General features: G+C 39.3%; 17 protein-coding genes. 6 read left to right on the top strand and 11 right to left on the bottom strand.

Features of this window, described 5'->3' with window-relative positions:
• Positions 1–24 precede the first annotated feature (24 nt).
• A complete protein-coding gene (locus QOL76_RS02435; RefSeq protein ID WP_283411432.1) occupies positions 25–2007 on the top strand; it encodes an ATP-binding protein in 1983 nt (660 codons plus the stop codon).
• A gap of 3 nt (positions 2008–2010) precedes the next feature.
• Here the strand turns inward: QOL76_RS02435 and QOL76_RS02430 are convergent, their stop codons facing one another.
• Positions 2011–3603, bottom strand: coding sequence for a hypothetical protein (locus tag QOL76_RS02430; protein ID WP_283411431.1), 1593 nt, complete (start codon positions 3601–3603; stop codon positions 2011–2013).
• Between the two features lie 533 nt (positions 3604–4136).
• Between QOL76_RS02430 and QOL76_RS02425 the strand changes: the two genes are divergently transcribed.
• Complete coding sequence (locus QOL76_RS02425) at positions 4137–5549, top strand: Gfo/Idh/MocA family protein (protein ID WP_283411430.1); 1413 nt, start codon at positions 4137–4139, stop codon at positions 5547–5549.
• 110 nt (positions 5550–5659) lie between these two features.
• On the opposite strand, the gene QOL76_RS02420 is transcribed toward QOL76_RS02425, so the two are convergent.
• Positions 5660–6505: a 3-keto-disaccharide hydrolase gene (locus QOL76_RS02420; protein ID WP_283411429.1), complete on the bottom strand. Its 846-nt coding sequence runs from the start codon at positions 6503–6505 to the stop codon at positions 5660–5662.
• Positions 6502–7311: an endonuclease/exonuclease/phosphatase family protein gene (locus tag QOL76_RS02415; protein WP_283411428.1), complete on the bottom strand. Its 810-nt coding sequence runs from the start codon at positions 7309–7311 to the stop codon at positions 6502–6504. The genes QOL76_RS02420 and QOL76_RS02415 overlap by 4 nt, the downstream gene beginning before the upstream one ends.
• A 274-nt stretch (positions 7312–7585) precedes the next feature.
• Here QOL76_RS02415 and QOL76_RS02410 point away from each other — a divergent pair, with 274 nt between their 5' ends.
• Positions 7586–9217 carry an AsmA family protein gene (locus QOL76_RS02410; protein ID WP_283411427.1) on the top strand — a complete coding sequence of 544 codons (1632 nt, stop codon included), beginning with the start codon at positions 7586–7588 and terminating at the stop codon, positions 9215–9217.
• Positions 9218–9393: 176 nt separating this feature from the next.
• Here QOL76_RS02410 and QOL76_RS02405 read toward each other — a convergent pair whose 3' ends face one another.
• Positions 9394–9768, bottom strand: coding sequence for a PRC-barrel domain-containing protein (locus tag QOL76_RS02405; protein WP_283411426.1), 375 nt, complete (start codon positions 9766–9768; stop codon positions 9394–9396).
• A gap of 366 nt (positions 9769–10134) precedes the next feature.
• Here QOL76_RS02405 and QOL76_RS02400 point away from each other — a divergent pair, with 366 nt between their 5' ends.
• Positions 10135–12393 carry a helix-turn-helix domain-containing protein gene (locus QOL76_RS02400; protein ID WP_283411425.1) on the top strand — a complete coding sequence of 753 codons (2259 nt, stop codon included), beginning with the start codon at positions 10135–10137 and terminating at the stop codon, positions 12391–12393.
• A gap of 14 nt (positions 12394–12407) precedes the next feature.
• A complete protein-coding gene (locus tag QOL76_RS02395) occupies positions 12408–13835 on the top strand; it encodes a glycoside hydrolase family 140 protein (protein WP_283411424.1) in 1428 nt (475 codons plus the stop codon).
• 74 nt (positions 13836–13909) lie between these two features.
• Here the strand turns inward: QOL76_RS02395 and QOL76_RS02390 are convergent, their stop codons facing one another.
• The 7 genes from QOL76_RS02390 to QOL76_RS02360 all read right to left on the bottom strand — a co-directional run bounded on the left by QOL76_RS02390 (position 13910) and on the right by QOL76_RS02360 (position 22996).
• Entirely contained in the window at positions 13910–14476 is a 567-nt protein-coding gene (locus tag QOL76_RS02390) for a pentapeptide repeat-containing protein (protein WP_283411423.1), read from the bottom strand.
• An 82-nt stretch (positions 14477–14558) separates the two neighbouring features.
• On the bottom strand, positions 14559–15152 hold the full coding sequence (locus QOL76_RS02385) for a hypothetical protein (protein ID WP_283411422.1): 594 nt from the start codon (positions 15150–15152) through the stop codon (positions 14559–14561).
• 244 nt (positions 15153–15396) lie between these two features.
• Complete coding sequence (locus QOL76_RS02380) at positions 15397–17733, bottom strand: glycoside hydrolase family 95 protein (RefSeq protein WP_283411421.1); 2337 nt, start codon at positions 17731–17733, stop codon at positions 15397–15399.
• Between the two features lie 108 nt (positions 17734–17841).
• Positions 17842–19119, bottom strand: a complete 1278-nt coding sequence (locus QOL76_RS02375; RefSeq protein ID WP_283411420.1) for a cation:proton antiporter domain-containing protein — start codon at positions 19117–19119, stop codon at positions 17842–17844.
• Positions 19119–19817: a hypothetical protein gene (locus QOL76_RS02370; protein WP_283411419.1), complete on the bottom strand. Its 699-nt coding sequence runs from the start codon at positions 19815–19817 to the stop codon at positions 19119–19121. Before QOL76_RS02370 ends, QOL76_RS02375 begins: the two co-directional genes overlap by 1 nt.
• A gap of 15 nt (positions 19818–19832) precedes the next feature.
• Positions 19833–22223, bottom strand: coding sequence for a P-loop NTPase family protein (locus QOL76_RS02365; protein ID WP_283411418.1), 2391 nt, complete (start codon positions 22221–22223; stop codon positions 19833–19835).
• Positions 22224–22414: 191 nt separating this feature from the next.
• The gene (locus QOL76_RS02360; protein WP_283411417.1) at positions 22415–22996 is read right to left on the bottom strand and encodes a TlpA family protein disulfide reductase; all 582 of its coding nucleotides are present in this window, start codon (positions 22994–22996) and stop codon (positions 22415–22417) included.
• Positions 22997–23264: 268 nt separating this feature from the next.
• Here QOL76_RS02360 and QOL76_RS02355 point away from each other — a divergent pair, with 268 nt between their 5' ends.
• Positions 23265–25511: a Tex family protein gene (locus QOL76_RS02355; protein ID WP_283411416.1), complete on the top strand. Its 2247-nt coding sequence runs from the start codon at positions 23265–23267 to the stop codon at positions 25509–25511.
• Positions 25512–25827: the final 316 nt, after the last annotated feature.

The following is a 25827-nucleotide window of genomic DNA, read 5'->3' as shown; positions in this document are numbered from 1 at the left end:
ATAACCCACAAACTTGGAATCCCCATGAAAAAGTATCCTTTCAAATTTCTTGACTCCTATCAAAGAGAAGATAGAAATGTGTTTTTTGGAAGGGATGAGGAGATCAAAGCTTTGTACGAGATGGTTTTTCAATCGGCAACAGTTCTTGTGTATGGAGCGTCTGGAACAGGCAAAACGAGTTTGATCAATTGTGGCTTGGCTGGCAAGTTTCAGCCTCATGATTGGCTGGATCTGAAGATCCGACGCGGATCTGATATCAATAAATCTTTGAAATCAGCTTTGGAAAAGGCTGGAGGAAAGGTGAATTTGGATTTTGATGAATCAAACTATCTAGACGAATGGGAAATAGATGCGGATAATTCGAATCAGCAACTTACTCCAATCAGTAAATCAATTCGGGCAGTTTATCAAAAGAACTTCAGACCTGTGTATTTGATCTTTGATCAGTTTGAGGAGCTTTTCATCCTTGGCTCTCTTACCGAGCAGCAGATATTATTAGAAACAATACAAGGTATTCTCAAATCAGGTCAACCTGTAAAGTTGATATTCTCTATTCGAGAGGAGTATTTGGGGTATTTGTTTGATTTTGAGCGGGCTATTCCTCAGCTGTTTCGCAAGAAATTGCGTGTGGAACCAATGAATTTGGACAAGGTCAAGCAAGTGATTATTGGAGCTACGGCATATGAAGGATCAAATATATCTATCAAGGAAGGAGAAGAAGATGCAGTTGCTGAAGCTATTTTTCACAAAATCAAAGGCGACAAAAAATCCCTGACCATACAATTGCCATTTTTGCAGGTATTTTTGGATAAGCTATACCTGAATATAACTGGAGACAAAAGGAGAGAAAAACCGGCTGAATTCACTTCTGAAAAAGTGAATGAAATGGGTAGGATCGGTGATATCTTGAGCAATTTTCTAGAGGAACAGGTAGCTGATATTTCAAAAGAATTGAACGGAAACTACCCGACCTTGAATTCTTCTATAATCTGGAAAATACTCTCTCCATTTGCCACATTGGAAGGTACAAAAGACCCTATCACTAAAGATGAATTGTTTGACCGATTACCGGACTTAGACCAAAAAATGGTCAATGACGTGGTAGAGGTTTTTTCCAATAGCCGACTCCTTCGCTACAATGAGAATACAGATACGTTTGAGATTTCCCATGATTCCCTAGCCAAGCCAATCGCAGAACGGAGAAGTGTTGAGGAAACTTCGCTCCTGGAAGTTAAACGCTTGATTAGAAGTCAGGTCGGAGTAAATGAAGAAGCAAGGGAATATTTCACTGAGAAGCAGCTTATCTATATCGAGCCATCTTTGAAAAAGTTAAAGCTAAGTGAAGAGGAGCTTAATTGGATAGAGAAAAGTCGAGATGCGCTCAAGAAGGAAAAGCAGAGGGAGGCCAAGCAGAAGTATGATGACTTGGTGAAGAGTAAGAAGTCAATGTTTTTGAAAGTTGCAGTTGGAGTGTTTGTAGTGATCGCTGGGCTTTTTATTTTAATCGCATTTAAAGCTCAAAAAAGTGCAAATGATGCTTTAGAAGCGGGAAAAGCAGTGACTATAGAAAAGAATTACTCTGACGAATTAATTAGACTATTGCTTGAAGGTAAGGGAGATCAATATGAAAATCTAAGTGAAGATGACTTGAAAGGTTTATTAGAAATGGAAAGAGTTGCTCCAATAGACAGTTTGGTGGAAATAAGAGCATCCGTTAGTCCCTCTAACACCTTTTCTGGAGGCAAGAAAAATTATAATTTCACATTTTGGCTTGAGCTTCCGTCATTTAGGAAAAATGAAATAAAGGAAGTTAGATACAATTTTTGTAAAGGATTTTATGATAGTATTCGGACTTCTAGAGATCAGACTTCTTCTTTTTCAATTGGCTATTTGGGCTGGGGTGTTTGTGATACAATTCGAGTTGATATTGTTTTAGAAAATGGAATTACTATTCGTGAAAAATTCCCTTTTAAAGAATATATTTCAAAAAGACTTCCGATAGAATAACTTTCACTGAACAATATTTAATAGTCCTGCAGTTTTTAGATGATCTTGCACAGTAAGCTTTCCGCTAAGATCAAGTTCAGGCACTTCTCCTATATCATTTTGGTGAAAATGATAAACAAATATCGAGAGAACTTTATTTGGCAGACTTGTCTTTTTCAGGTCATCTGGGAGGGTGTCATAACTGTTTTTTAACAATTGCTGTGAAACCCCAGGCGTCATAGCAACATTGCTCATTGTGGCAGGGTTTGATGCGACGATAAATGCAAACATCCTAAACTCAGACTCTACCTTAAAAAACATGGACTTAAAAATCTCGAAGTAGGTGAACTTTCCATCACCGCCTAGATTCTGAGTAAATCGCTGTTCTGTTGGTACTGAAGAACCATCGATGCGGAATTTTTCCAAACTGGTGGTCAATGCAAAGCCATCCATATCATAATAGTAATGGAGCTGATTTTTGTATCCTGCCTCTACTAGATCTTTTCTGAGAAATGAATCTACCTGGCCAAGAGTAGATAAGGATGGCTTAAAGTCTGCTTTTATGAAATTTGCAGATGCAAGTGGAGCTGGGTTAGGGAAAAAATAGTATTGTAAACTGTTAGAAGGCATTTGCACCATCGCAGAACCACCGTTACTTAATTCCTCACCTAAGTTGTCCTTATCCAAAGGGAACTTATTGCATAGCTCCCGATAAAGGGCTTCGAGGACTTTAGGGTTCAATTCTTCTTTAATAAATTTATCCCGTTCACTTGTGACGCTACTTTTGAAATCATAGAATTGATCATATAAAAGTCTTTTATTGAAATTCCGCCCAACTCGAGTTCTTTTAGATACTACATATTTTAGTTGAACATACCTTGATAACAAATCCAATCTTGAAGCAGGTGTATAATCCGGGTTAATAAAATTAGGATCCCCAAAAGAAAATGGTTGAAAATCAGGCTTATTAGTTATGATTTCCCTACTAAGTGGCATAGAATAGATGCCAGCATAGAATTCTAGAGAATCAATATGGAACTGGTTTTTATTTTTTGCAGCTAGAAAAATGCGCTGAAAGTCAGGATAAAGATCCTCGTTAAACAAGGTGTTTAATTCATTTTTCAAGCTTCTGATTTCTGATTTCAAAAGCAGGTTTGATTCCTGATCAAATTTGATCAATTCAAAAAGGCTATTTTCTTTTTTATCGAATGTTTGGAAATCTTCAATTTTGGCAGAGTTGTAATAATTAATTCCTCGATCAAGTAAACTTTTCAATCTACGTAATAAGCCACGACTTACTTCATCACTGCTACGGTGCAGAAGCTTTGTTTGATTTTGATAAAAAAGTGCATTTGTGAAATTATAAAGGGAAGAATTTGCTCTAATAAAAGTGCTGTTTGTTATAGCCTTGATTTGGTCATTTTCATATGCAATAATCTTTTTTAAACGTTCCTCAGGAATGGTGTCAAAATAAATTTCTACCAGATACAAGTTCATATATGCTTGTGCAAGAGTAATTGTATCGTTTTTATTTGCGGTAGAGATATCCTGAGCACTAGCAGTATATATACCCAAAAGTATCAGAAGGCAGGGAAGAAGGAATCTGAAAAACTTCATTTTTTGAAATGAATAATTTGAAACCTAGCTAATAATTAGAATTGCTGGAGTCTTGTAAAAACCAATTTTCTTCTTTCAATATAACTTTTATTATCAGTAATGTCCTTTTGATCTTAAATTTTGCAGCCTTAAAGCCGTTAGTTTTTTGATTTATGTCATTTTTTACCAGGTAGTTAACATTTACTTTTGCATCGAAGAATCCAAACAGTCCTTCGTTTAAAAGTTGTTGAAAAGTGAATAATCGCCCCTAGTTTTTTGTCTATTATCTAATTTCTGGAATGTAATCCTTGCTAAGAAAATTTGATTTAATAGTCCCAAATTATAATTGGAGATAACCGAAAGCCACTGGCTTTCGGTTTTTTTTATTTGTAAGGTGCCCATACTTCCTTAATTTTTTTATTAATTAGCCAAGTCAATAAAAAAACGCATCCTGAAATTGAGCATTTCAAAATCACGCCAAATTGCCTGTTTTTGAAATTGTGAGATTCCTCTGGATTCTTTATGGGATGACCATTATAATTAATAATAATAAGATGAAAAATAACCAGAGAAGAGAGTTTCTGAAATCAACCGGCTTGGTAGGTTTGGGGCTTTTCGGGGCGGGATCTACCCTCGCCAATGAATTTGAGAATCCTCCTTTACAAGCTAAGCAAGGTGTTAATCGCATTCAATCTTTCAATATGAGTGGTTTTGCTGCTCCTAAAATTGATACAGTTCGCATCGGAATAGTGGGACTTGGAATGAGAGGGCCTGGTGCTGTTGATCGATTGAGTAAAATAGAAAATGTAGAAATCAAAGCGCTTTGTGATTTGCTGCCTGAGCGAGTTGAAAAAGCAAAAGCTCAATTAAAAGAAACTCCGCATAAGCCTGATGGTTACTCTGGGAATGCCTATTCCTGGAAAGAAATGATGGATCGAGATGATCTGGATTTGATCTATATCGCTACTCCATGGGAATGGCATACTCCTATGTCTGTGTATGCCATGGAAGCTGGCAAGCATGCAGCCTGTGAAGTGCCTATTGCACGCACGTTAGAAGAATGTTGGCAATTGGTGGAGACTTCTGAGCGGACTAAAAAACATTGCATGCAGTTGGAAAATTGCTGCTATGATTTCTTTGAGTTGATGACTTTGAAAATGAAGCGTGAGGGATATTTTGGAGAGGTTCTTCATGTGGAAGGAGCATACATTCATGATTTACTTTCATTGAATTTCAAAAAAGATGGTGGTTATCAGGACATGTGGAGGCTGAAAGAGAATTACCGTAATGGTAATCTGTATGCTACTCATGGTCTTGGTCCAATTTGCCAAATATTGGATATCAATAGAGGAGATCAAATGGACTTTTTGACCTCAACATCTTCCAATGATTTCTCTATGCATGCTGAGGCTGTGAAATTGGCTGAACAGGATAATTTCTTTGCTTCCTATGCTGAGAAAAAATTCCGTGGAAATATGAATACAACCATGGTAAAAACTAAGCATGGAAAGACGATTATGATTCAGCATGATGTCTCTTCACCGCGTCCTTATTCACGACTTCATGTGGTGAGCGGGACAGAGGGCTACGCTCAAAAGTATCCTCAACCAAGAGTAGCTAAAGGTCATGGCTGGTTGAAAGAGGAGGAATTCAAAGATTTGGAAACCAAATACACCCCTGAGATTATCCAAAAAGTAGGGGAGTTGGCAAAAAAAGTAGGGGGCCACGGAGGTATGGACTTTATGATGGACTGGAGATTGATTGACTGCCTGAGAAATGGCCTTCCTTTAGATCAAGATGTCTATGATGCAGCACTTTGGAGTAGTATATCTCCTCTAAGTGAGTGGTCTGTTGCAAACAGGTCCAATTCCATTGATGTGCCCGACTTTACAGGTGGAAACTGGAAAACAAATGCCCCTGTAAATATCACCTTATCAGGAGGAGGTAATACCGGAGTAAGAGTTTAACTAACGTATCGGAGGTTTATTACTTCCGGTTATCAAAACAAAGGCCGCTAGTCATTATGATTAGCGGCCTTTGTTTTTTTTCGTAAAAGTCTCGATTCCAATCTTGACTTTTAATCGTTAAGTTTTTCAGAGACCAAAGCCTTTAATTTAGCCTGATCGTCTTTGATAGGGTCTAGATCAATAATTCGAACTGTTCTAAAATCAATTGGATGACTTTCACTTTGTAATGAAATCCACCCTCCAGTTAGCATTTGACCATCTACTTTTACTTTTGGATCGACTGGGTTTACATTACCTCCGCCCATCTGAGATTTAGTATAGCTCAAAACGGTGTCTTTTCCTACCAGATGATGTACGTCACCATTTCCTAGTACAATAAAGTTTGCAGTGACCCACTGATCTCCATGATAAGTTTCAGACGTAGAATTGACACAATGTGAAGTAATAAGTTTGTCATCCATAACTACGTTAGTTCCCGGAGTACATAGATTACAGGTACTCCTTTTGTCCTTTCCATTTCCGCCCAGAAATTGTGCTTCTATTGAAATCGGGAAGTCTTGATCTTTCAGCATTGTCTTAGGGTCTTGGCAATGAAGCATTGCACCACTATTTCTAGTCGCCCATCCTTCACCACCATTTGCTTGCTCACCTACAAATCTATACTCCACTTGAAGCAGGTAATTGGAAAATGGCTTTTTGTAAAAAATATGACCATACTGCTGATCAAACTGATCATAACCGTCATATCTGACTTTCATCAAGCCATCTTCTACTCTAAATGTGTTTGCGAAATTGTCATTCAGTTCATGAGTACGGATTTTCACAATCCAATCCTTCATATCTTTTCCATTGAAAAGTGATTGCCAATCAGGATCTTTAGTATTAGTTGTCAAGAGCTGAAAGGAAAAAAATCCAATAGATAAAGTCAGGACCAGAAAGAGGGCTGTTTTTTTCATTCTTTATAGGGTTTTATTAATCGAAGGGTAACTAAAACGGGATAATGATCAGAGAATGTAGCGTCAATTACCTGGTAATTCACAAGCTCAAAATATTCTGAATCATACCATACGTAGTCAATTCTTTTTCCTTCCTCTGAATTGAACGTTGGTGTTGTGTCATTTGCTACCATTCCGGCATCACTCCATTTTTCAGGAATACTTTTATATTCCTCTGAGGCAGGATCAAAGTTTAAATCACCTACCCAAAATGCTGGATTGGGAAGTGAATCTGCATAGCTAATCATAGAATCCAATTGCGCAAGGCGGTTCTCTGGGAATTGATGGCATAGGTGGGTGGCCCCAAAATAAAGTTCTTTTCTGTCTCTCAATTCAATTTTTGCCCATGCCGCAGCTCTAGCTTCTCCTTCTACAGGTGTAGGTAGCTGTAGGGTGGTGTAATTCAACGCTTTTTTGATTAAAATACCTTCGCCATAGGCACCTTCTGCAAAATCCATTGCTTTTGCGAAGTAGCTCCTGTAGCCTGTCTTCTTTCCAAGTTCGGCTATCCAGTCAATTTTCTTACCGTAGATTTCTTCGGAACGAGTCGTCATACTGTCCACCTCTTGGAAGGCTACCACCTCAGGTTGAAGTAAAATTACCAGATTGGCGATATCGTCTAGGTTGGGCTTGCCTAGAGAATCAGGTTTTTCGCCATGGTAAATATTATAGGTGAGAACCTTGAATTCCGGATATTTTTCTTGAGCAAATAAACTGAAGTGTAGCCCCAGTAAAAAAACTACTAATACAAAAGATGTTTTTTTCATGTTGGATTGAATTGCTCGTTCTCACTTTTTAACTATCTAAAATTAATTTGTTTCAAGAAAAGTAAGCGAATCAAAGTGGAAGTTAATGATTTTTGATGCTTCGAAAGAATTAAAATCATTCCGTTGTTTTCTCTTTTTATTTATATGGTTGGATAAGGCTTTGATGTGGATACCTTGATCTAAGAATGCAATATGATTTAGTTATTATTTATTTGTATCTTTTTGAAATTATCCATTGATAGGTTTATCCTTACGCTAGTTTACAAATCTCCCCTTGAAAAAAATTATTTTGGCCTTAGGAATTCTGATTTTCTTAGCCATAGTCGCAATTGTTATCCTGGAAAAATGGGTCGTTCAGAAATTACCTGAAATTATTAATGGTAAAGAAGATCGAGCCTATACCATTCTTTTTGAGGATGTTGATTTTCAGTTATTTAGAGGTAAAATAGGGCTGCATGGCATTTCGATTTTACCAGTGGAAGAGGAAAAGTCAGTTACTATCACCGGCACGATGAAATCCCTAAGTCTAGATGGGGTGAATATGTTTGGGTTTATTTTTGGAAAAGTAGCAGAAATAGATGAACTGCGATTTGATTCACCAAATTTCATATTTGTCAGGAATGATTCTATTGCGTCAAAACCTGCAGATATGTCTAAAGAATTTCAAGGCCTTTTTGGTGATTTGGTGTCACGAGGTATTATCCACAATGTAGTGCTTACAGATGGGTCAGGGGAGTTTTATACCAAGTCCGATTCCGTCAGGAAGTTTGGGAGTTTTGAAGGTTTTGAAATAGCTGCGGTAAATCTTGAGACAGATTCTGTTCGGGTGAATTATGCCATTCCATTCAAATTGGAAAGTATAAAGACCAGCATGAAAAACCTGCTAGTAAACATCAATCAAGATCAAACTTTCACCCTAGGTTCTTTGGCTTATGATTCTAAACAGGAAAAATTTGATTTTTTTGACCTTCAGCTGAAATATAAGGATACCAATATTGAAGTAGCCAAAAATGCAAAGGTTCAAAAGGATTTCATTGAAGTAGATGTTAAACACATACGAATTGAACAAATAAATGCAAAAAGTAATATCTATGGCAACTGGGCTGTAGTGGCTGGATTGCTGACAATAGATAGCCTGCATTTGCACGATGTCAGGAATAAAAATAAGCCGCGGCCTTTTGAACCAGAAAAACCTATGTTTGAAGGAATGGTGGAGCAAATTCCCTTTCCTTTAGAGATAGATACCATTAAGGTGATGAATTCAAAAATCACCTACTCCCAGATTTCAGAGGGGAAATCTGAACCTGGGAGCCTGATTTTTGAGCAACTTTCGGCAAAAATATCCCATGCAGTTTCTTTGGATTCTCTACAGTCTGGCGAGCTACTTATTCATGGTGAAGCTGTATTGAACGGTTTTGCACCGATGCGCATGGATGTCAAAGTTCCTTATACAAGCGATAGTACCAAAGAGAATTTTCATTTGGAAGCTAGTGTGGATCCTTTTTCACTGCCATCACTTAATGGGATTCTAGGCGACTTGGTTTCTGTCAATATTACTTCAGGTAGCATGCAAAAGCTAGAAATCACAATGGATGCGACACGGTTCTCCTCTTCTAATTTCATGAAGTTCCAGTACGATGATCTCAAACTTGAGCTAAGAGATGACAATGCACAAAAGAAGAAATTGATGTCTATTGTAGCAAATGTTCTTACCTCAAGCAATAACCTTCCAGAAAATAAGAATTATAAAACAGCGACTTTTCAGACAGAACGAAATGTGTATCGAGGTACTTTCAATCTAATTTGGGAATCTCTAAGAGAAGGAATGCTGGAAATAGTACCAGGTGACCTGATGCAAATCCTGATGAAGGAACAAGATCCGCCTGATGGTGGGAAAAGGAGATAGGATTAGTGATCAGAATTCAATGGAATTGCCAAGTCTTTCAATTGTTGAGGGAGATTAGGTGTTATGGTCAAATTTTCCATATTGATGAAACTCATTTAATGCTGATCCCTCTGGTATTAAGGTACCAAAAAAGGCTCCCCAAGATTGGAGAGCCAAACAGATTCAGAGCGCCACGCCTATTCAATTAACGCTCTTCTTCTGTCAAAACCATAATATGTATGAACGTCGTTGATGAATTGATGCTGCGGACCTATAGGCCAGTCGTCTTTGTCAAAACCTGGAGCATTCTCAAGCTTTTCTTTGTTGATCTTTACCAGAATGACACCACGTTGGTGACTGTGAAAATCAAATGCCCCCCAAGGAAGAGCTAAGAGTTTGTTGCCAAGATTTAGAAATCCGGTATCTACCGCAAGGACTACATAAGCGATTTCACCAGTTTCGGTGTCCAGCATGATGTCCTTGATACTTCCTACTACTTCATCGCTAATTGTTTTGACGGTACAGTTTGCTGCTGTTGAACTACTAATTGGGAAATGATATTGGGTATTCATGATTAGTTGGGTTTAGTGTTAGGTTGCGGTTGACTAATAAGAAACGAAAGGTGTGCCATCAGACAATTGATGCCTTTTGCACGTTTCCCCTTCTTTTTTTAAGATTTTTTATGTGTTGGCTTCGGGCGAATTGGGTAATCAATTGCGCAGCGGATATGTGGATAGATTCAGAGAGTTAATCCTTTTCTCTGTTTTAGGAGCTTACCTAGAAGACAATTATTGATCTGTACTAAATAAGTTGTTTTCTATATTGTATGTTGCGTTTAAGCTTTTTGCGGATTGCAAATAAAAAATCGAAATTAGTTAAATGAAGTTTTTGACTTCATTCTCCAATCGATTCATTTTTAAAAATAGTAGTTTCGTCTAATGGGAAATCAAAGTACTGACAAACTTGAGCTGGCTGCGAAATTTGTCAACAATACCGGAGCACCGATTTTTTTGACTGGGAAGGCAGGAACGGGGAAGACGACCTTTCTGAAAAACCTAGCTTTACAAACACATAAAAACCACGTAATCGTAGCTCCTACAGGAATTGCAGCACTAAATGCAGGCGGAGTTACCATCCATTCGCAATTCCTTTTTCCACTTGGTTTTTTTCTCCCGGTGAATGAGCCCGAGGGCAATTTTTCTGATCAGTATGGGTGTTTTACTCAACATACCCTGGTTCGAAAACATCCGCTAAATGCGCTACGGAAAAATGTGCTAAAATCTATTGAGCTATTGGTCATTGATGAGGTGAGTATGTTGCGGGCAGATGTGCTGGACGCTATAGATTATAGACTTCGGAGTGTCAAAAGGAATTTTAATACACCTTTTGGAGGTGTTCAGCTATTGATGATTGGGGATCTATTTCAGTTGCCGCCGATAGTTAGAGATAATGAATGGCAAGTGCTCAGTAAGTTTTACCCAAGTATGCATTTCTTCGAAGCTAGGGTTTTGCAAGACTCAGGTTTGGTCTATTTAGAGTTGGATAAAATTTTCCGACAGCAAGACGAGGACTTTATTCAAATTTTGAATCACCTCAGGGAGAATATGGTGACTTCTGAAGATATAGCACTTCTGAACAAGCACTATAAGACGCAGGAAGAAATCGCCGAAGTAAAGGACTGCATTACAATTACAACACACAATTATAAAGCTGACCAGATTAATCGGGATCGGTTGATGGCACTGAAAGGTGAGTCAAAGTTCTATGAAGCAGAAATTGAAAATGATTTTCCTGAAAATATCTATCCCCTTCCCAAATCCCTCGAATTAAGGGTAGGAGCCCAGGTGATGTTTATCAAAAATGATTCATCGGGAAATCAAGATTACTTCAATGGAAAGCTTGCAACTGTGGAGGAATTGGAAGAAGATTCCATCAAAGTGATGCTGGAAGGAAAACGCATTTTGTACCAATTGCGGAAGGAAATCTGGGAAAATAAGAAATACGTAATCAATCCAGATACTAAAGAATTGGAGGAGGAAGTGATTGGCACATTTAGTCAATATCCAATTAAAACTGCTTGGGCTGTGACAGTTCATAAAAGCCAAGGGTTGACCTTTGATCAGGCGATTATTGATGTTGGTAATGCCTTTGCACCTGGACAGGTGTACGTCGCTCTTAGTAGACTGAGAAGTTTGGAAGGATTAATCTTGCGAACAAGAATCCAAAATAATGCCTTACAGTCAGACTCTCAGGTACAGTCGTTTGTGGAGACTGCCAAAAAGAACGCGAAACTGGATGAACTTTTGGGAGCATATCAGCAGCGATACCTTTCTATATTGTCTGGAGAAACCTTTGATTTGGCTGGTTTGCTTCAAGAAATAAACAGCTTCCAGCGAAAGAATGATAGCTCATTGGAGTTTGAAGATCCTGAGATGCAAAAAGCTGTGGGAGAAATCGCCACATTGATTCGAAATGAAGTGGCGACGGCTGGAAAATTCAGCAATCAATTACGTTTTCTCTTGCAGCAGAATGACAAAGAGAAATTAATGGAGAGATTGGACAAGGGAGCTTCCTATTTCAAGGGTTTTTTGAAAACAGCACTTGAGAAAATACTTATTCATCGAGCTGAAGTGGAGCGATTTTCCAGAACAAAGACCTATGCCAATTCCTTGGAAGAATTGGAAGTTAGTTTGTTGAGAAAGTACGGTGAGATCAGCAAGGTGAGTCGTTTGATCTCCTCAATCATGGATGGTGGTATTCCCGAAAAAATGAGTGATTTGGAGCAAGATAAAATCAATCTCCGACTTCGATTGGCTGAAGCAGCGAAGCAAGCAGCTGCGGATAATCCAAAATTTGCCAGTAATAAAACAGGTAGGAAAAAGACCGGCAAGAAAAATCTGAAGCGGAAAGTGGGAGAGACTTACGAGATAACTTTTGCGATGATCAATGAAGGTAAGAGCATTGGAGATATCGTGGTGGCTCGAGGATTAGCGGAATCGACCATCAAGGGGCATTTGGCAAAAGGAATTCAAGAAGGAAGAGTTGAGTTAGAAGACTGTTTACCGATGGAGGTGATCTCCGAGATCAGTTCGCAAATCGAGAATATCAAAAATCTACAAGCTCTAAGAATTCATTTTGAAGGAAAATACGATTACAATACTATAAAAATGGTAGTGGCAGGAGTAGAGAACACGTAACATTCCCAACTAATATGAAGAAGATAATAGGACTAGTTATATGCTTTTTTACCTTCCTAAATCTGGGAAATGCTCAAGATTTGAGGATTACGCCAAATGGTAGGTATTTTGAGAATTCTGAAGGAGAACCATTTTTTTGGTTGGGAGACACTGCATGGGAGTTATTTCATAGACTCAATCAGGAAGAAGCTAAGTTATATCTTCAAACGCGCGCCAAGCAAGGTTTTACTGTAATTCAAGCCGTTATTTTGGCAGAAAGAGATGGGGTGAAAACGCCCAATGCAAATGGTAATTTGCCTTTTCATAATTTGGATCCTACCCAACCCAATGAAGCCTATTTCGCCCATGTAGATTTTATTATTGAAGAAGCTAACAGACTTGGTTTGACCATGGGGATTTTGCCTACTTGGGGAGACAAGATATTTAGCGCAAATCCAGGTGCAGGTCCATTGATTTTTGATAGTGTAAATGCTAAGACTTATGGACGGTTTCTGGGTGAGCGGTATAGAAATAGTGACCTCGTTTGGATATTAGGAGGTGATCGAATGGTAGCTAATGAAGAAGTCGCTCAAATTTGGGATGCTATGGCTAAAGGACTGGAAGAAGGTGACGAAAACCGCCATTTGACTACATTTCATCCACGTGGCTTTAGTTCCAGCTCCGATGCTTTGGATAACCCGGAGTGGCTGGACTTCAACATGTATCAAAGTGGACATGAGAAAAAGTTTTTGGAAGTATATCGATTTGCCAGAAAGGATCTTGCTTTAAGGCCTCAGAAACCAACGGTCGATGGGGAGCCAGCTTATGAAGATATTCCAGTGAAGTTTTGGAAATACATGACTTTTAAGTCTGGAGAATTTGCTGATAAGGTAGATGAAAAGGGGAATATTCGTGACCAATCGGTTTTTCCGGAAGGTTTTTTTACAGGATATGACGTTAGGGTACTAGCTTATTGGGATATGCTTGCAGGAGTGGCAGGATATACCTATGGAAATAATGCTGTTTGGCAGATGCATATGGAAGGGGAGGTTTTTGTGATTCCTACGCTTACTGATTGGAAAGGAGCATTAGAGCGACCAGGAGCTGAATCAATGAAGTATTTCAGGAGGTTTTTTGAAGAAATAAACTTTACAAAAATTATATCCAATCAGAATTTGATACTATCCGAAAACCCAGAAAATGAAGATCAGATTCGAGCAGCTATAGCCAGCGATGGCTCATATGTGATAGTCTATTTGGCCAAACCGAGGGAAGTGAAGTTAGACTTGACAGAAATGACAGGAGATAAGCTTCAAGGGATTTGGTATAACCCGAGAAATGGTAAGAAAACAGCAATTAAAAAACTGAAACCTTCTAGTTCCCTCTCACTTCAGCCGCCAACTTCTGGGCCCGAAGAAGATTGGGTTCTATTAATTCAGGATAAGGATCAAATCAAAGACTAATGACCAGGATGCTACATCATCATCCTAAAGTAGCCTCATTTACAGTTGAATAACCCGTGATTTAAACCTGAAAATTAGCCGATCTTAATTCCATACCTTCCGAGCAAGCCAGGTAAACCATCCAAATCAAATCGTGCTCCTTTGATTCTGTTTATTTCTGGATCAATAGAATAGTGGATTGCATTCCTGAAATCAACTTTTTCTGCAGTAGTTTGGTCAAAGGTAGTTCCGCTTAAGTCAGAACCTTGAAAATCAGATCCAGTCAAATCTGCCTTTGTGAAGTCAGTTTCCAAAAGCCTACAATTGATGAATTTTGATTTTTTGATCTTCAGATTGTAAAAGCTACAATAGTCAAGTTGACATCCGCTGAAGATAAATTCCAATAGAAATGGATTGCTCGCATGAAAGTGAATGCCTAGCATTTTGCAATGTTCGAATCTTACTTGCTGAAAAGATACGTCTGGAACTTTTGTGTTGCTTAGGTCACAATTTTTGAAGGTGCAGTTTTCAAAATTATTACCTCTCAAATCAAGCCCTGAAAAATTGCACTGTTCAAAGGTGCACTGTTCATATTCTGAAGGAGAAAGTGGTACTTGGGTGTAGTCCAGACCTTTAAAGGTCTGCTCTGCGTAAAGAGGCATTTAAGGGAAATTTATTTATCGAGAATAAACCAAAAGTAAAATCATTCTTTTAATTAATTGCCCTTGAATCTGAGAACTTCACTTAATCCCTCGGAGGAGTAATCATGATATGCGCCCGGTGCGTACCCGGATCCATGATCCAAGGCATACCTGGTGCACTAGGTTTCAGTGGAAGACCAGTTGTCTCTGCAGTAGCCCAAGGTAGGTAAACAACATATCTTAAATAAGTATCAGACACTTCCCCAGTTGTCATGTTATATTTTTCTGCATCAGTACTTAGCACATAAAGAGTAGCTCCTTCTTTGGGCATTTTGAGTTTACCATTTTTTGCTTCAGCCTCTCTTGTGTCAAAGATCTCTTGAAACGACTTTCCTTCATTTTTCAATTCTCGTCCTCTGATCATGAATGGCTCCAAATCTGAAGCATAGCAGGAAACGGTAAAACCTTTAGCACTTGGGTCATCTGAGATACAAATCATTTCATTAGTGCCTTTTTCCAATTCTACAAGTTCTCCATTTTCATGGTACCCCAATACGGTTGCATCTGCTTGTTTTTCTTCTGGAGCAGCCATTACTGCTGTTTTGATTTGAACTTCCTTAGAAGGGATCATAGCAGTTTGGGAAAAAGCCGGAAAAATAGCAAGGCATACTAGCGCTAAACTGAGAGATTTTTTCATCATTTTTGGATTAAGTGATGTAGTAATTTACACTTTATCAGATTGTGTGGCAACATCTATAGCTATTGATAAATGTTGGTATCAACTTAGGAAAGTTACAGCATTACGATTTTCTTCCAGTAAGCAAACTAGATTCCTTGGGGCACTTCGACAAGCGAGGTATCCGAATAGCTTACTCCGAATTAAGCCAGAGGCCCGTCCTTTCGAGACTATTTGATGTAATAACTACTTGTATCCTCTGGAGTTAAAACTCTACTTCGAAGCTTTGTCCTCTTTCAAGATCTATATCCATTTCTGATCCGTCATAAAACACCAAAATTCTACCGCTCTTCCCGGCATGAATTCTACAGGTTTTTAGTTCTCCAGCCTCCCAAGTCATATCTATTGTATAATTCCCTCTGGCTTTTAGTCCATTCACACGGCCATTCTCCCAAGCTTTAGGGAGTGCAGGTAGCAAGCGGATGAGGCCTGTCTCATGGGACTGCACAAGCATCTCAGCGACTCCGGCAGTATAACCGAAATTCCCGTCGATCTGAAATGGTGGGTGACCATCAAATAAATTAGGGTAGAGTGATTGTGAGAGCAGCTTTTGAATATGCTCATGAGCCATTTCTCCGTCTAATAATCTTGCAGAAAAATTAATCAACCAAGCGCGTGACCAACCTGTTCCAGCTCCACCATTAGCTAATCTATATTCTAGTGTTTTACGAACAGCGGCAAAAGCTTCAGGAGTTTCACTTGATGTGATGGCATCTCCAGGGTGGAAAGCATACAAATGTGACATATGTCTGTGCCCTTTTTCATTTTCTTTATAAGGCTGATCCCATTCCAAAATTCTTCCGTCCTCCGCTATTTGAACGCCAGGCCGAAGATTTGCCAGTTGATTTTCCACCTTTTCACGAAGTGGAGTCTCCTTTCCCAAGAGCTCTGATGCCTTCAAATAGTTGTTGAAAACATCTGCGATGATCTGCTGATCCATGGCTGCTCCCATGGTGGAAGCCACTACTTCTCCTCTTGCATTGACGAACTGATTCTCTGGCGAAGTAGAAGGAGAGGAAACCAAAGTGCCTTCTGAAGGATAGCTTACCAGCCAGTCTGAATAGAAAGCTGAGATTGTCTCTAATGCTGGAAATGCCCGCTCTTCGAGAAATTGCTTGTCTTGAGTAAATAAATAATGATCCCAATAATGTCTTCCGATCCAACCTCCAGCACCGATCCAACTTCCCCAATAAGCTGTAGCAGCACGTAAAAAGGCCACTTGCCAAAGATCTGTCGTATGAGGAACCATCGATCCAGCCATATCGAAGTTTTCCCGGGCTGCTTTCTTTCCATTTTCTATTACACCGTCAATAAAATCAAAAAGTGGCTGGTTTAATGCACTCAGATTTGTGACATCGGCTGGCCAATAATTCATTTGCAAATTGATATTCACATGGTAATCTGCATTCCAAGGTGCAGCGATATGCTTGTTCCAGAGTCCTTGCAAGTTTGCCGGATTGGTTCCGGGTCTACTTGAAGAAATTAGGAGGTACCTACCATAGTCAAAAAGCAATTTTTCAAGATGTAAGTCCAACTCTCCATTTTTGACTCGCTCAATTCTTTGATCTGTGGCGATTTTATCCGGCTCTTCATTTCCAAGCTGCAGGCTCATGCGGTCAAACCAAGAGGCATATTCAGTCTCATGGGAGCGAAGAATTTCTCCCCAGCTTTTTAACTGGATTTTTTCTAATTGGCGATCCGCTTCTGCTCCAAAATCTTCGTGATAAAATGACGTCTCAGAAACCAATTTCAGCATAAATTCTTTGGCTCCAGATATTACCATTGTGGAGTCGGTTGTGCTTATCTCCCCCGATTGATGTTGAGCGAAAAGTAGGGTGCGGAATTTCACTCCATTCAAAATCTCTACTGGTTTGGAATCAAGCTGCCCACCGCGCTGAGTGATCATTCCAGATAGCTCAAGTTCCCTTTCATTTAGGGCTACTGTTTTGGCTGTCGCAAAGCCCTTATCTTCTGGGCGACTCATGGTGATTTTACCGTTGAAACCTTCAGGATGATTGGTTTTGAATCTAATGACTAGCGCATCGTCCGGCGCAGAGGCAATAACTTCCTGGCTGAATTCAAAGCCCTCACTTATAAATTGAGTGAGTACCGTGGCAGTTTCTAGATTAAGGCTTCGACGGTAGTTTTCAGCTTCCACATAGCCAAAGTCAAACCATAAATCTCCCATTGTTTGATGAGAACGAGTCACTCCTTTTCTGGAAAACTTCAATACCAATAATGAGTCTGCTTTTTTGTTTTCGCCTGCAAGTAGGTAGGCTCTAATTTGATCTAAATCAGCCCGTTTTCCTTCTGCCAATCCCCAATCTTCATATCCTCCTGGCCAGAGAGAATCCTCGTTAAGTTGAAGGTGTTCTTGTCCAGGTAAACCCATAACTATTGCTCCAAGTCTGCCATTTCCAACTGGCAGTCCCTCTTCCCATTCTACAGCTGGTTGATCGTACCAAAGAATCGTGGAAGTTTGGGCAAAATTGAAATTGTACAGGCAAAAGATGAGCACAGTGCTCAACAAGAACTTTTTCATAGGTTATCGGGTCGAAAAATTAAGATTACGATAAATCTTCGAAGTCGCCAACGATAACTATTCGAAATTGACTTGAAGGAGGTTTTCTGCAGGTATAGTAACTGTTTTTTAAGATTTGGAGTCCGAATTTTCGAGTACGCTAGGTGCTTTCCACTTTACGGATCCCACAGCTCTGCTATTCGCTTGATCAATTGCTTGCGACGATCTTTTCTTTTCATAGATCATAGCAAAAGTCATGATTAAGCTAGTGCCAATGATGACGAAAAGTAAAATTCCTGGCTCGAAACTATCGATTTGAGCTTCCTTAGGAATGCCGTAGAAAAGCAAAACAGTGATCAATCCTCTAGGAGCAATGAATACTTGAGGAATAATGTCTTTGCCTTCAAAAATCAGTAATAGAACAATTCGAATTCCATAGATTGAGCCGATCAGGAGACAGCTGATTAAGGCTACTTGTAGATCAAAAAGTGAAGTAATGGTAATAGTTAACCCAAAAATCACAAAGAAAAGCGTTCGAACCACAAAGGCTGTTTCCGCAGTGATTGTGTGCAATTCATGATAGATCTGATGTGCTTTTGCATAGTCCAATAAGCGGGAAAGTTTGCCTTTGAAGAATAACTTCATGTTTGCGATCACCAACCCGAAAATCAGAATGATAATCAGAGAAGAAAGATGCATTTTTTTGCCTAATGCATAGAGAAGCAACAAAACAGCGATCAACAAGAAAAGCTTCACATTGCTTTTGATTTTCTGAAAAATCAAAATAATTGCATAGCTAGCTATCAACGAAATAGCGACAGTCAACAAGAAATTCCCTCCAAAACCTACCAAACCAGAATCCTCAGCAGGATTTAATTTTCCGGTGAGGAAGTAGAAAAGCATAATTCCCAGAATGTCTGAAAATGTACTTTCATAGATGTGGAATTCCCTTTTTTTGCTTTTCAACCCTGCCACGCTTGGGATAATAATAGCACTCGAAAGAATGGAAAGTGGGGTAGCATAAAGCCATGCGGACTGCATGGTCATCTCAGGAATGTAATAATATAGAATACTTGCTGCTGCCCAGGTCGAGAGCATCAGACCGATCAATGCTATTGCCAGAGATTTTAATATAGGGATGAGCTTTTCACGCTTGAGTTCTAGCTCTAGTGCTGCTTCCAATACGATCATTATAAGGCCAACGATTCCTAAAACCTCCAAAATCGGGAAAAAATCGATAGTTTCTGTGGTGAAATATCCGAGGATATATTGAAGTATCAGGCCCAGAGCGATCAGCATCAACACTGCAGGAATGTTCGTTTTCTTTGATAGACCGTTGAATAGAAAGGATAAAATAATTATCACCGAAAACTCAATGATCAAGTTATAAGAGGATATAAGTTCCATTAGGAGTTAAATTTTTCAGTGGAATTAGTTTGGATATCGTGATCATTCAGGTAGTTGGTGAGATCTTCTTGCTGTGCACCTTTCACCAAAGTATAGTGGAGCAAATACGTGTTCTCAGCACTAAGCGATTTTAGATTGGAGGGTTTCCCCAGCGCTAAAATCGGATGATCGAAAATCAAGTTCTCTAACTTTTCCTTCGAATGTTCGGATTTAAGATAAAGAGAGCGTTGTTGCTCATTTGTTTGGTTGGAAATCAAGGTGAAACCCGCTCGATCGAAGGAATTAAACCAGACCCATTGCTCACCCTGATCGGTTCCAAGTACCATTCCTAAGCTTCCGATTTTATTCACTCTGCCACGGATTTTCCCAGCTTTCACCAGCGTATGAATAGCGAGCAGGGGACTAGATCTGAGGAAAAGTCCGCTGATATAATTTCCAAGATGCTTGTAGCCAACACCTAAGACTAACAAAATGATAAAACCATGTGTAACCGGGTCTAAAGCTATAAACCCACCAATAATTACTAGCCAAGCCGTTGGCTTATAAAAGAGTCGGAATTTATTAATCAGAATTAAATATTTTTCACTAATCCTCCTTTTTCGGACATAGCGGGTAAGACCGAAAAAACATAGCGATAGTGCTAGGTAAATCGCTGATACGATGAGAATTAAGACAAGGAGATCATTCCAATGATTCATAGTAAAATTGGTTGATTAGGCGAGTAATTCTCTGTATTTCAAAATAGAATAAAGGTCTTGTCTCACTGTGTTTTTTACGATTAGGTACCCATTGGCATCCCTGTCCAAAACGCCAATATTCAGCAGTTTTCTTACGGCAGGCTTGTACTCATTTTCGTATCTGTCGGTAAACAAGTTTTTGAGTTCCAAATCACTGGAATATCCAAAAAGCAAACAATTTTTTAATATGAGAAGCTCAGCAATAGCTAAGAAATCATTGAGATGTGTCTCTTTTTCTGAAAAGCGAATTGACCCATCTTCCTGAACATCTGTACAAAAGATCCACGCTTGCAATACAGCGCCAATATTAAAATCAAATTTTTTGGTAAGCCAGGCGATTTTCTTTTGAAGCTGGATTTCATTCATTTTAACTCCATCCTTTTCAAAGATCGATCGATGAGAAGCACCATGACGCAGCATTACTGCCTTATAAATTTCGTCGGAGGTGGAGGTGTTTACATCCAACAAATTAGTAAACCCTTGAGAGAATTTCATTCTGGTATCTAAATGAACCCGAAGTGCATTTGTCATCCCTACTATCACGAATATTTTGGAAGAAATAGAGCTGATGAAATCAATTAGCGCTTCAGCATTTGTGAGTAGAGAAGAGCTTGAATCTCGCCAAAGATGTAAATCATCCAGTACTATAAGTGGTTTGGAATTGCTAACTGATCTTTTAACAAAGTTCAATACCTCTTCCAAATTTTTTCCCACCTTTAGTTTTCTGCCTTCTATGCTGATTTCCGATCCTGGAGTGAGATGATGTACTTCGTTTGATTTGAATTGATGCGTGATATACTCCAAAATGGCTGATTTGCCGCAGAGAGGATCTCCTAAAACTGCTAATGACCTATTTTGGCCTTTTTTCCAATAGCCTATAATTTTCTCAATTTCTTTTTCCTGCTCGCTTCGCCTAACCAAAAATAGGTCTCCGATAAAGTTTTTGTTTAGAAATAAAGAATGATAATGGTCTGGTGTTTCCTTTTCATTTCTTGTCTCAAGAATCTGTAGGGCAATATCCAAGCGTTGATGTGGTGATTTCTCCTTAGCATCTTTCACCTGCTTACCTAGATTTTTGAAGACATGAGCCATTTTCTGCCAATAAGAATGGAAGCTCCCTTGTTTACTTGATTTTAGTCTGGAGAAATTAGTTTGAAAAGGGACTTTAAGGTATTCTTCTGAAGTATAGAGCTCAGTTACTTTGTAGCTTTGAGAAAGAACATCTTCAATATGCTTGATAAGGTCTTTACTCTGTTTGATAGCATTTTTTTGTTGTTCTGTGATCGAATTTAACGAGCTGATTTCAGCGTCAAAACTTGCAATCTGTTGTGTTTTTTTCGCTACAAGCAAACTGCTTTTGATTTGCGTAGCAATATTCAGCAGCGGAGAAAAAGTAGCTTCTTGGAGATCCCAAAGATCAGTGAGGTAGGGAAGGATTTCGTAGTCAAGCCATTTTTCTGAAGTTTTTCTAAAATCTATTTTTTTCACTACTAGATACCCACCTTCAGAATCTACAGGCACGGAAAGCGATGTAAGTTTATTTACTGAATCTTCCAGATTTCTTAAGGTGCTTTCCGACCGGATTTCCATTCCAACACCTAAATTAATTAGATCCTCAAAAGACTTTAATGTGGAGTTGAGTTGCTCAATTTCGCTAATTTTTGTAAGGTCTTCTAAGCTGGAAAGGGCCTTCTGCTCAAAGAGGGAATTTTTATTGAGAACGTCTGTCCTCATTTGTAGAATCAACTCATGAATCAGACTGTATTGGTCAATGGTTTGCTTTAGCCTGGTATCGTTAAGATTTATTTCATCAAACTGGCCAGATATGGTCTGAAATTGGGAATGGAATGTTTTCCAAGGATTAGCGAAATGTTTGACTGATTCCAATTTTCTTCTGAGTACTTCAGGTTTACCCAAAATAGCTTTACGTTCAAGCTGGAAATAATGTAGGTATTTTTCTAATTCAGTAGTGAGCAGCGCTTGAGACTCCTCAAAATGCTCTTGAATCTTAGCTTCCGAAACTAAACCTTCAGAATGCCGAAGCCGGGCTATGCTGAGCTGAAGGAGCACATCTCTCACAAGTAATAAACTTGATTTGATCCTGTCTGGATAAGAAAAGTGAATTAGGTAATGGTCAGGATCTGTGATTTCGACATTATCTTCTACAGAGTCTAGCCAAGCTTCGCCCGCTTCGCAATAGTGTGCTAGCAAGCTGCTTCCATTTTTGAATAGATAGGTGTAGAGTTCTTCTGAGCCAACTTGATCAGCTACACCCGTTGTGAACTTCTGAAATTCTTCTAATACAGCATCTATCAGCCTGCTTTTGTCTATTTCTGGCTCATGCTGAGAAGTGATGTTTTCGTTCATAAATGCTGAAAATGGGAATCAAATAAACTCAAAATTGAGTTTACAAGAGCAACGTAACTCTAAAATTAATTCTTTTCAATAAAGTAAATTCCAAACTATTGAAGAGAGTAATTATTAAGAGCCTGACGAATAGTACCTGGTTTTTGCTCAAATTCCTGCTATTAATTACCCCAATAACGAGACTTTTTTACTTAAAGCTTGGCCTGTCCCAATAAAAATTCCCGAAACTCGTCAGTGTTAAAATTACTCATTCCTTCCTGGTAGAAAACGATCTTTCCTTCAGGGTTTACTACCAAAGTAGTTGGGATAGATTGGCTTTGCAGGCTTTGATTTAAACCAAAACTAGCATGAGCGGTAGGAAATGTCCAGCTTTTACCTTCTATAAAATCACGACTTTTCTCTATGTTATTGTCAATCCCAATCATGAGAAATTCTAAGTCGGGCTCTTCCTGTACTGATTTATATAATTCGGAAATATGGGGCATTTCGGCACGACAAGGCCCACACCAAGAAGCCCAAAGATTTATGAACAAGGTTTTGCCTCGGTAGCTTTCCAAATCAATTTGCTGCCCATCAAACGTGAGGAATTTACCTCGATAGTCGAATTGCTTATCGGTGAGGTCTGGAATTTCCAGTTTTGGTTTGATCAAGCCTGTAGAAAGCATGACTGATTGTATTCCGCCCATAATCACTGGCAAAAGCCCTGTGAAATATAAAAATGCAACTACGCTGAGCATGATGCCCCAGCTCTTAATTTCTTTTTTCCAATCCATTTTTTGAGTCCAAAGTCCAATGTACCAAGTCCAAAGAGGAAGCACATTTACCTCTTTTAAGTTTTAATAAACAATGATTTTGCGAAGTACGAAATACGATTTACGGTAGAACCACTCGATTTGACGAAATTTTTCAATTTTAAAATCTTCCAATTTTACAATCTTAAAATCAATCCCTTAGTAACTATCCTCACAGATTTTGACTTTTTGATTCATTCCGACCCATTCTAATGCCTTACCTTCGAAGCTAGATTTGATTCCATCCATTATGAATTACGAAGTACAAATAGCCACAGAACTACAAATCAAACCACATCAAGTAAATGCCACGGTGCAGTTACTGGACGAGGGCGGAACGGTTCCATTTATTTCCCGATATAGAAAAGAAGCAACTGGTGAACTGGATGAAGTGCAAGTAGCTGCTATTCGTGACCGGGTATTACAGTTGAGAGAGCTGGCAAAGCGAAAAGAGGCTGTGCTCAAGTCAATCGAGGAGCAAGGAAAATTAACTCCTGAATTGAAAAGTAAAGTGGATGCAGCGGAGACTATGTCAAAGCTAGAAGACATCTATTTGCCTTATAAGCCTAAGCGTAGAACAAAGGCAACAATTGCCAGAGAAAAGGGCTTGGAGCCACTTGCTGAGCTGATTTTTGAGCAAAAATCTATTGATCTGGATGCTGAAGCAGAGAAGTTTGTGGATGCAGCCAAAGAAGTGAATTCTTCCGAAGAAGCCCTTCAAGGTGCTCGGGATATTATAGCTGAATGGATTAATGAGAAGGCTGAATTGAGAGAAAAGATGCGAAAGCTATTTTTGAATGAAGGTATTTTTTCTTCCAGAGTTTTACCGGGCAAAGAACAGGAAGCTATAAAATACAAGGACTACTTCGAATGGTCTGAGCCCATAAAATCGGCTCCATCTCACCGCGTTTTGGCGATGAGAAGAGGAGAGAAAGAATTGTTTTTAATGTTGGATTCTGTTCCTGAAGAGGCTTCGGCTATCTATCAGATGGAAAAGATGATTTTGGAGGATGTTTCCAATTCTTCTGTGGATCAAGTGAAGCTAGCGATCAAAAATTGCTACAGGAGATTGCTTAAGCCAAGCATGGAAACTGAAATTCGATTGCTTACCAAGAAAAAAGCCGACGAGGAAGCAATCAAAGTATTTACTGAGAATCTTCGCCAGCTGCTTCTAGGAGCACCTTTGGGCGAAAAGTCAGTGATGGCAATTGATCCAGGTTTCCGAACAGGTTGCAAGTTAGTTTGCCTAGGACCCCAAGGCCAATTCCTGCACTATGAAGCTATTTTTCCTCATGAAGCCAATCGCAGAAGTCAGGAGGCTGCGATGAACGTAAAAGGATTGGTGGAGAAATTTGGGATTGAAGCAATTGCTATTGGAAATGGAACTGCTGGGCGTGAGACAGAAGCTTTTATAAAAGGGCTGGGTCTTCCAAAATCGGTGATTGTAACGATGGTGAACGAATCAGGAGCATCCATTTACTCTGCTTCAGATGTAGCGCGTGAGGAATTTCCAGATCTGGATTTGACTGTCAGAGGAGCAGTTTCAATCGGTAGGCGATTGATGGATCCGCTAGCTGAACTAGTGAAGATCGATCCGAAGTCAATTGGAGTAGGTCAATACCAGCATGATGTAGATCAGAATGCATTGAAGAATGCCTTGGATGATACTGTGATGTCTGCTGTAAATGGAGTAGGAGTGGAAGTGAATCTTGCTTCCAAACAACTCTTGACCTACGTTTCTGGCTTGGGGCCAACTTTAGCTCAAAATATTGTTGAATTCAGAAATGAGAATGGGCCATTCAAAAGTCGCGCTCAATTGAAGAAAGTGCCAAGATTGGGAGAGAAAGCATTTGAGCAGGCAGCTGGTTTCTTAAGAATTAGCAAGGCAAAGCATCCGTTGGATTCATCTGCAGTTCATCCGGAGCGCTATGCTTTGGTGGAGCAAATGGCTAAAGATGTGAATTCCTCGGTGTCAGATTTGATGAGTTCGGAGGATTTGAGAAATCGGATTTCCCTAAAGAATTATGTGTCTGAAACGGTTGGTCTTCCTACGCTTCAGGATATTTTGGAGGAACTTGCAAAGCCGGGAAGAGATCCTCGTGAGACATTCGAAGTTTTTGCTTTTGAGGAATCAGTGAATAGCATGTCTGACCTTAAGGTAGGAATGAAGCTACCCGGCGTAGTGACTAATATTACGGCTTTTGGGGCTTTTGTGGATGTGGGAGTTCATCAGGATGGATTGGTTCATTTGAGTCATCTGGCTGATCGCTTTGTGAAAGACCCGAATGAGATTGTTTCTGTGAATCAAAAAGTGCAGGTGACTGTGATGGAAGTTGATATACCTCGTAAGCGAGTTGCGCTGAGTATGAAGTCAGATCCATTTGCGGAGCGAGGTAAAAAGATGGAGAAAAGACCAGCTTCTAAACCAGAGAGAAAAGAACCAGAAGGATCAATGGCTGATAAACTGGCTGCATTGAAAGGCAAGTTTGGAGGATGATGTTTCTATAACCGCAAAGCGCACTGAGGAAGCGCAGAGAAGGCGCAGAAGTATTTTTAAAACAAAACCCAAAGACTTAATTCTTTGGGTTTTTTGTCGAATATAAAAGCCAAAATCAGGAGATAATTGTCGATTCAATTCGGCACTTTTTACTGATTTGAAAAAATTCATCTTCGCCCGAAAGCGAACAAAATTGTTCGGGGTATTTGGGCGTGATATTTCAAAATCATTGTTTAGAGCTTTTTGAGCTACTTTTTTTTGGTTTAATCTTCGCTCAAGGGATTCTTACTATTCTTATATGACGTGAGTGGGGACA

The organism is Algoriphagus winogradskyi, assembly GCF_900182815.1.
Lineage (GTDB): Bacteria > Bacteroidota > Bacteroidia > Cytophagales > Cyclobacteriaceae > Algoriphagus > Algoriphagus winogradskyi.
This window is presented reverse-complemented; position numbering and strand designations above follow the sequence as displayed.

Coding starts and splice junctions, on each gene's coding strand:
- QOL76_RS02435 (WP_283411432.1), top strand. CDS start 25: ATGAAAAAGTATCCTTTCAAATTTCTTGACTCCTATCAAAGAGAAGAT.
- QOL76_RS02430 (WP_283411431.1), bottom strand. CDS start 3,603: ATGAAGTTTTTCAGATTCCTTCTTCCCTGCCTTCTGATACTTTTGGGT.
- QOL76_RS02425 (WP_283411430.1), top strand. CDS start 4,137: ATGAAAAATAACCAGAGAAGAGAGTTTCTGAAATCAACCGGCTTGGTA.
- QOL76_RS02420 (WP_283411429.1), bottom strand. CDS start 6,505: ATGAAAAAAACAGCCCTCTTTCTGGTCCTGACTTTATCTATTGGATTT.
- QOL76_RS02415 (WP_283411428.1), bottom strand. CDS start 7,311: ATGAAAAAAACATCTTTTGTATTAGTAGTTTTTTTACTGGGGCTACAC.
- QOL76_RS02405 (WP_283411426.1), bottom strand. CDS start 9,768: ATGAATACCCAATATCATTTCCCAATTAGTAGTTCAACAGCAGCAAAC.
- QOL76_RS02400 (WP_283411425.1), top strand. CDS start 10,135: ATGGGAAATCAAAGTACTGACAAACTTGAGCTGGCTGCGAAATTTGTC.
- QOL76_RS02395 (WP_283411424.1), top strand. CDS start 12,408: ATGAAGAAGATAATAGGACTAGTTATATGCTTTTTTACCTTCCTAAAT.
- QOL76_RS02390 (WP_283411423.1), bottom strand. CDS start 14,476: ATGCCTCTTTACGCAGAGCAGACCTTTAAAGGTCTGGACTACACCCAA.
- QOL76_RS02385 (WP_283411422.1), bottom strand. CDS start 15,152: ATGAAAAAATCTCTCAGTTTAGCGCTAGTATGCCTTGCTATTTTTCCG.
- QOL76_RS02380 (WP_283411421.1), bottom strand. CDS start 17,733: ATGAAAAAGTTCTTGTTGAGCACTGTGCTCATCTTTTGCCTGTACAAT.
- QOL76_RS02375 (WP_283411420.1), bottom strand. CDS start 19,119: ATGGAACTTATATCCTCTTATAACTTGATCATTGAGTTTTCGGTGATA.
- QOL76_RS02370 (WP_283411419.1), bottom strand. CDS start 19,817: ATGAATCATTGGAATGATCTCCTTGTCTTAATTCTCATCGTATCAGCG.
- QOL76_RS02365 (WP_283411418.1), bottom strand. CDS start 22,223: ATGAACGAAAACATCACTTCTCAGCATGAGCCAGAAATAGACAAAAGC.
- QOL76_RS02360 (WP_283411417.1), bottom strand. CDS start 22,996: ATGGATTGGAAAAAAGAAATTAAGAGCTGGGGCATCATGCTCAGCGTA.
- QOL76_RS02355 (WP_283411416.1), top strand. CDS start 23,265: ATGAATTACGAAGTACAAATAGCCACAGAACTACAAATCAAACCACAT.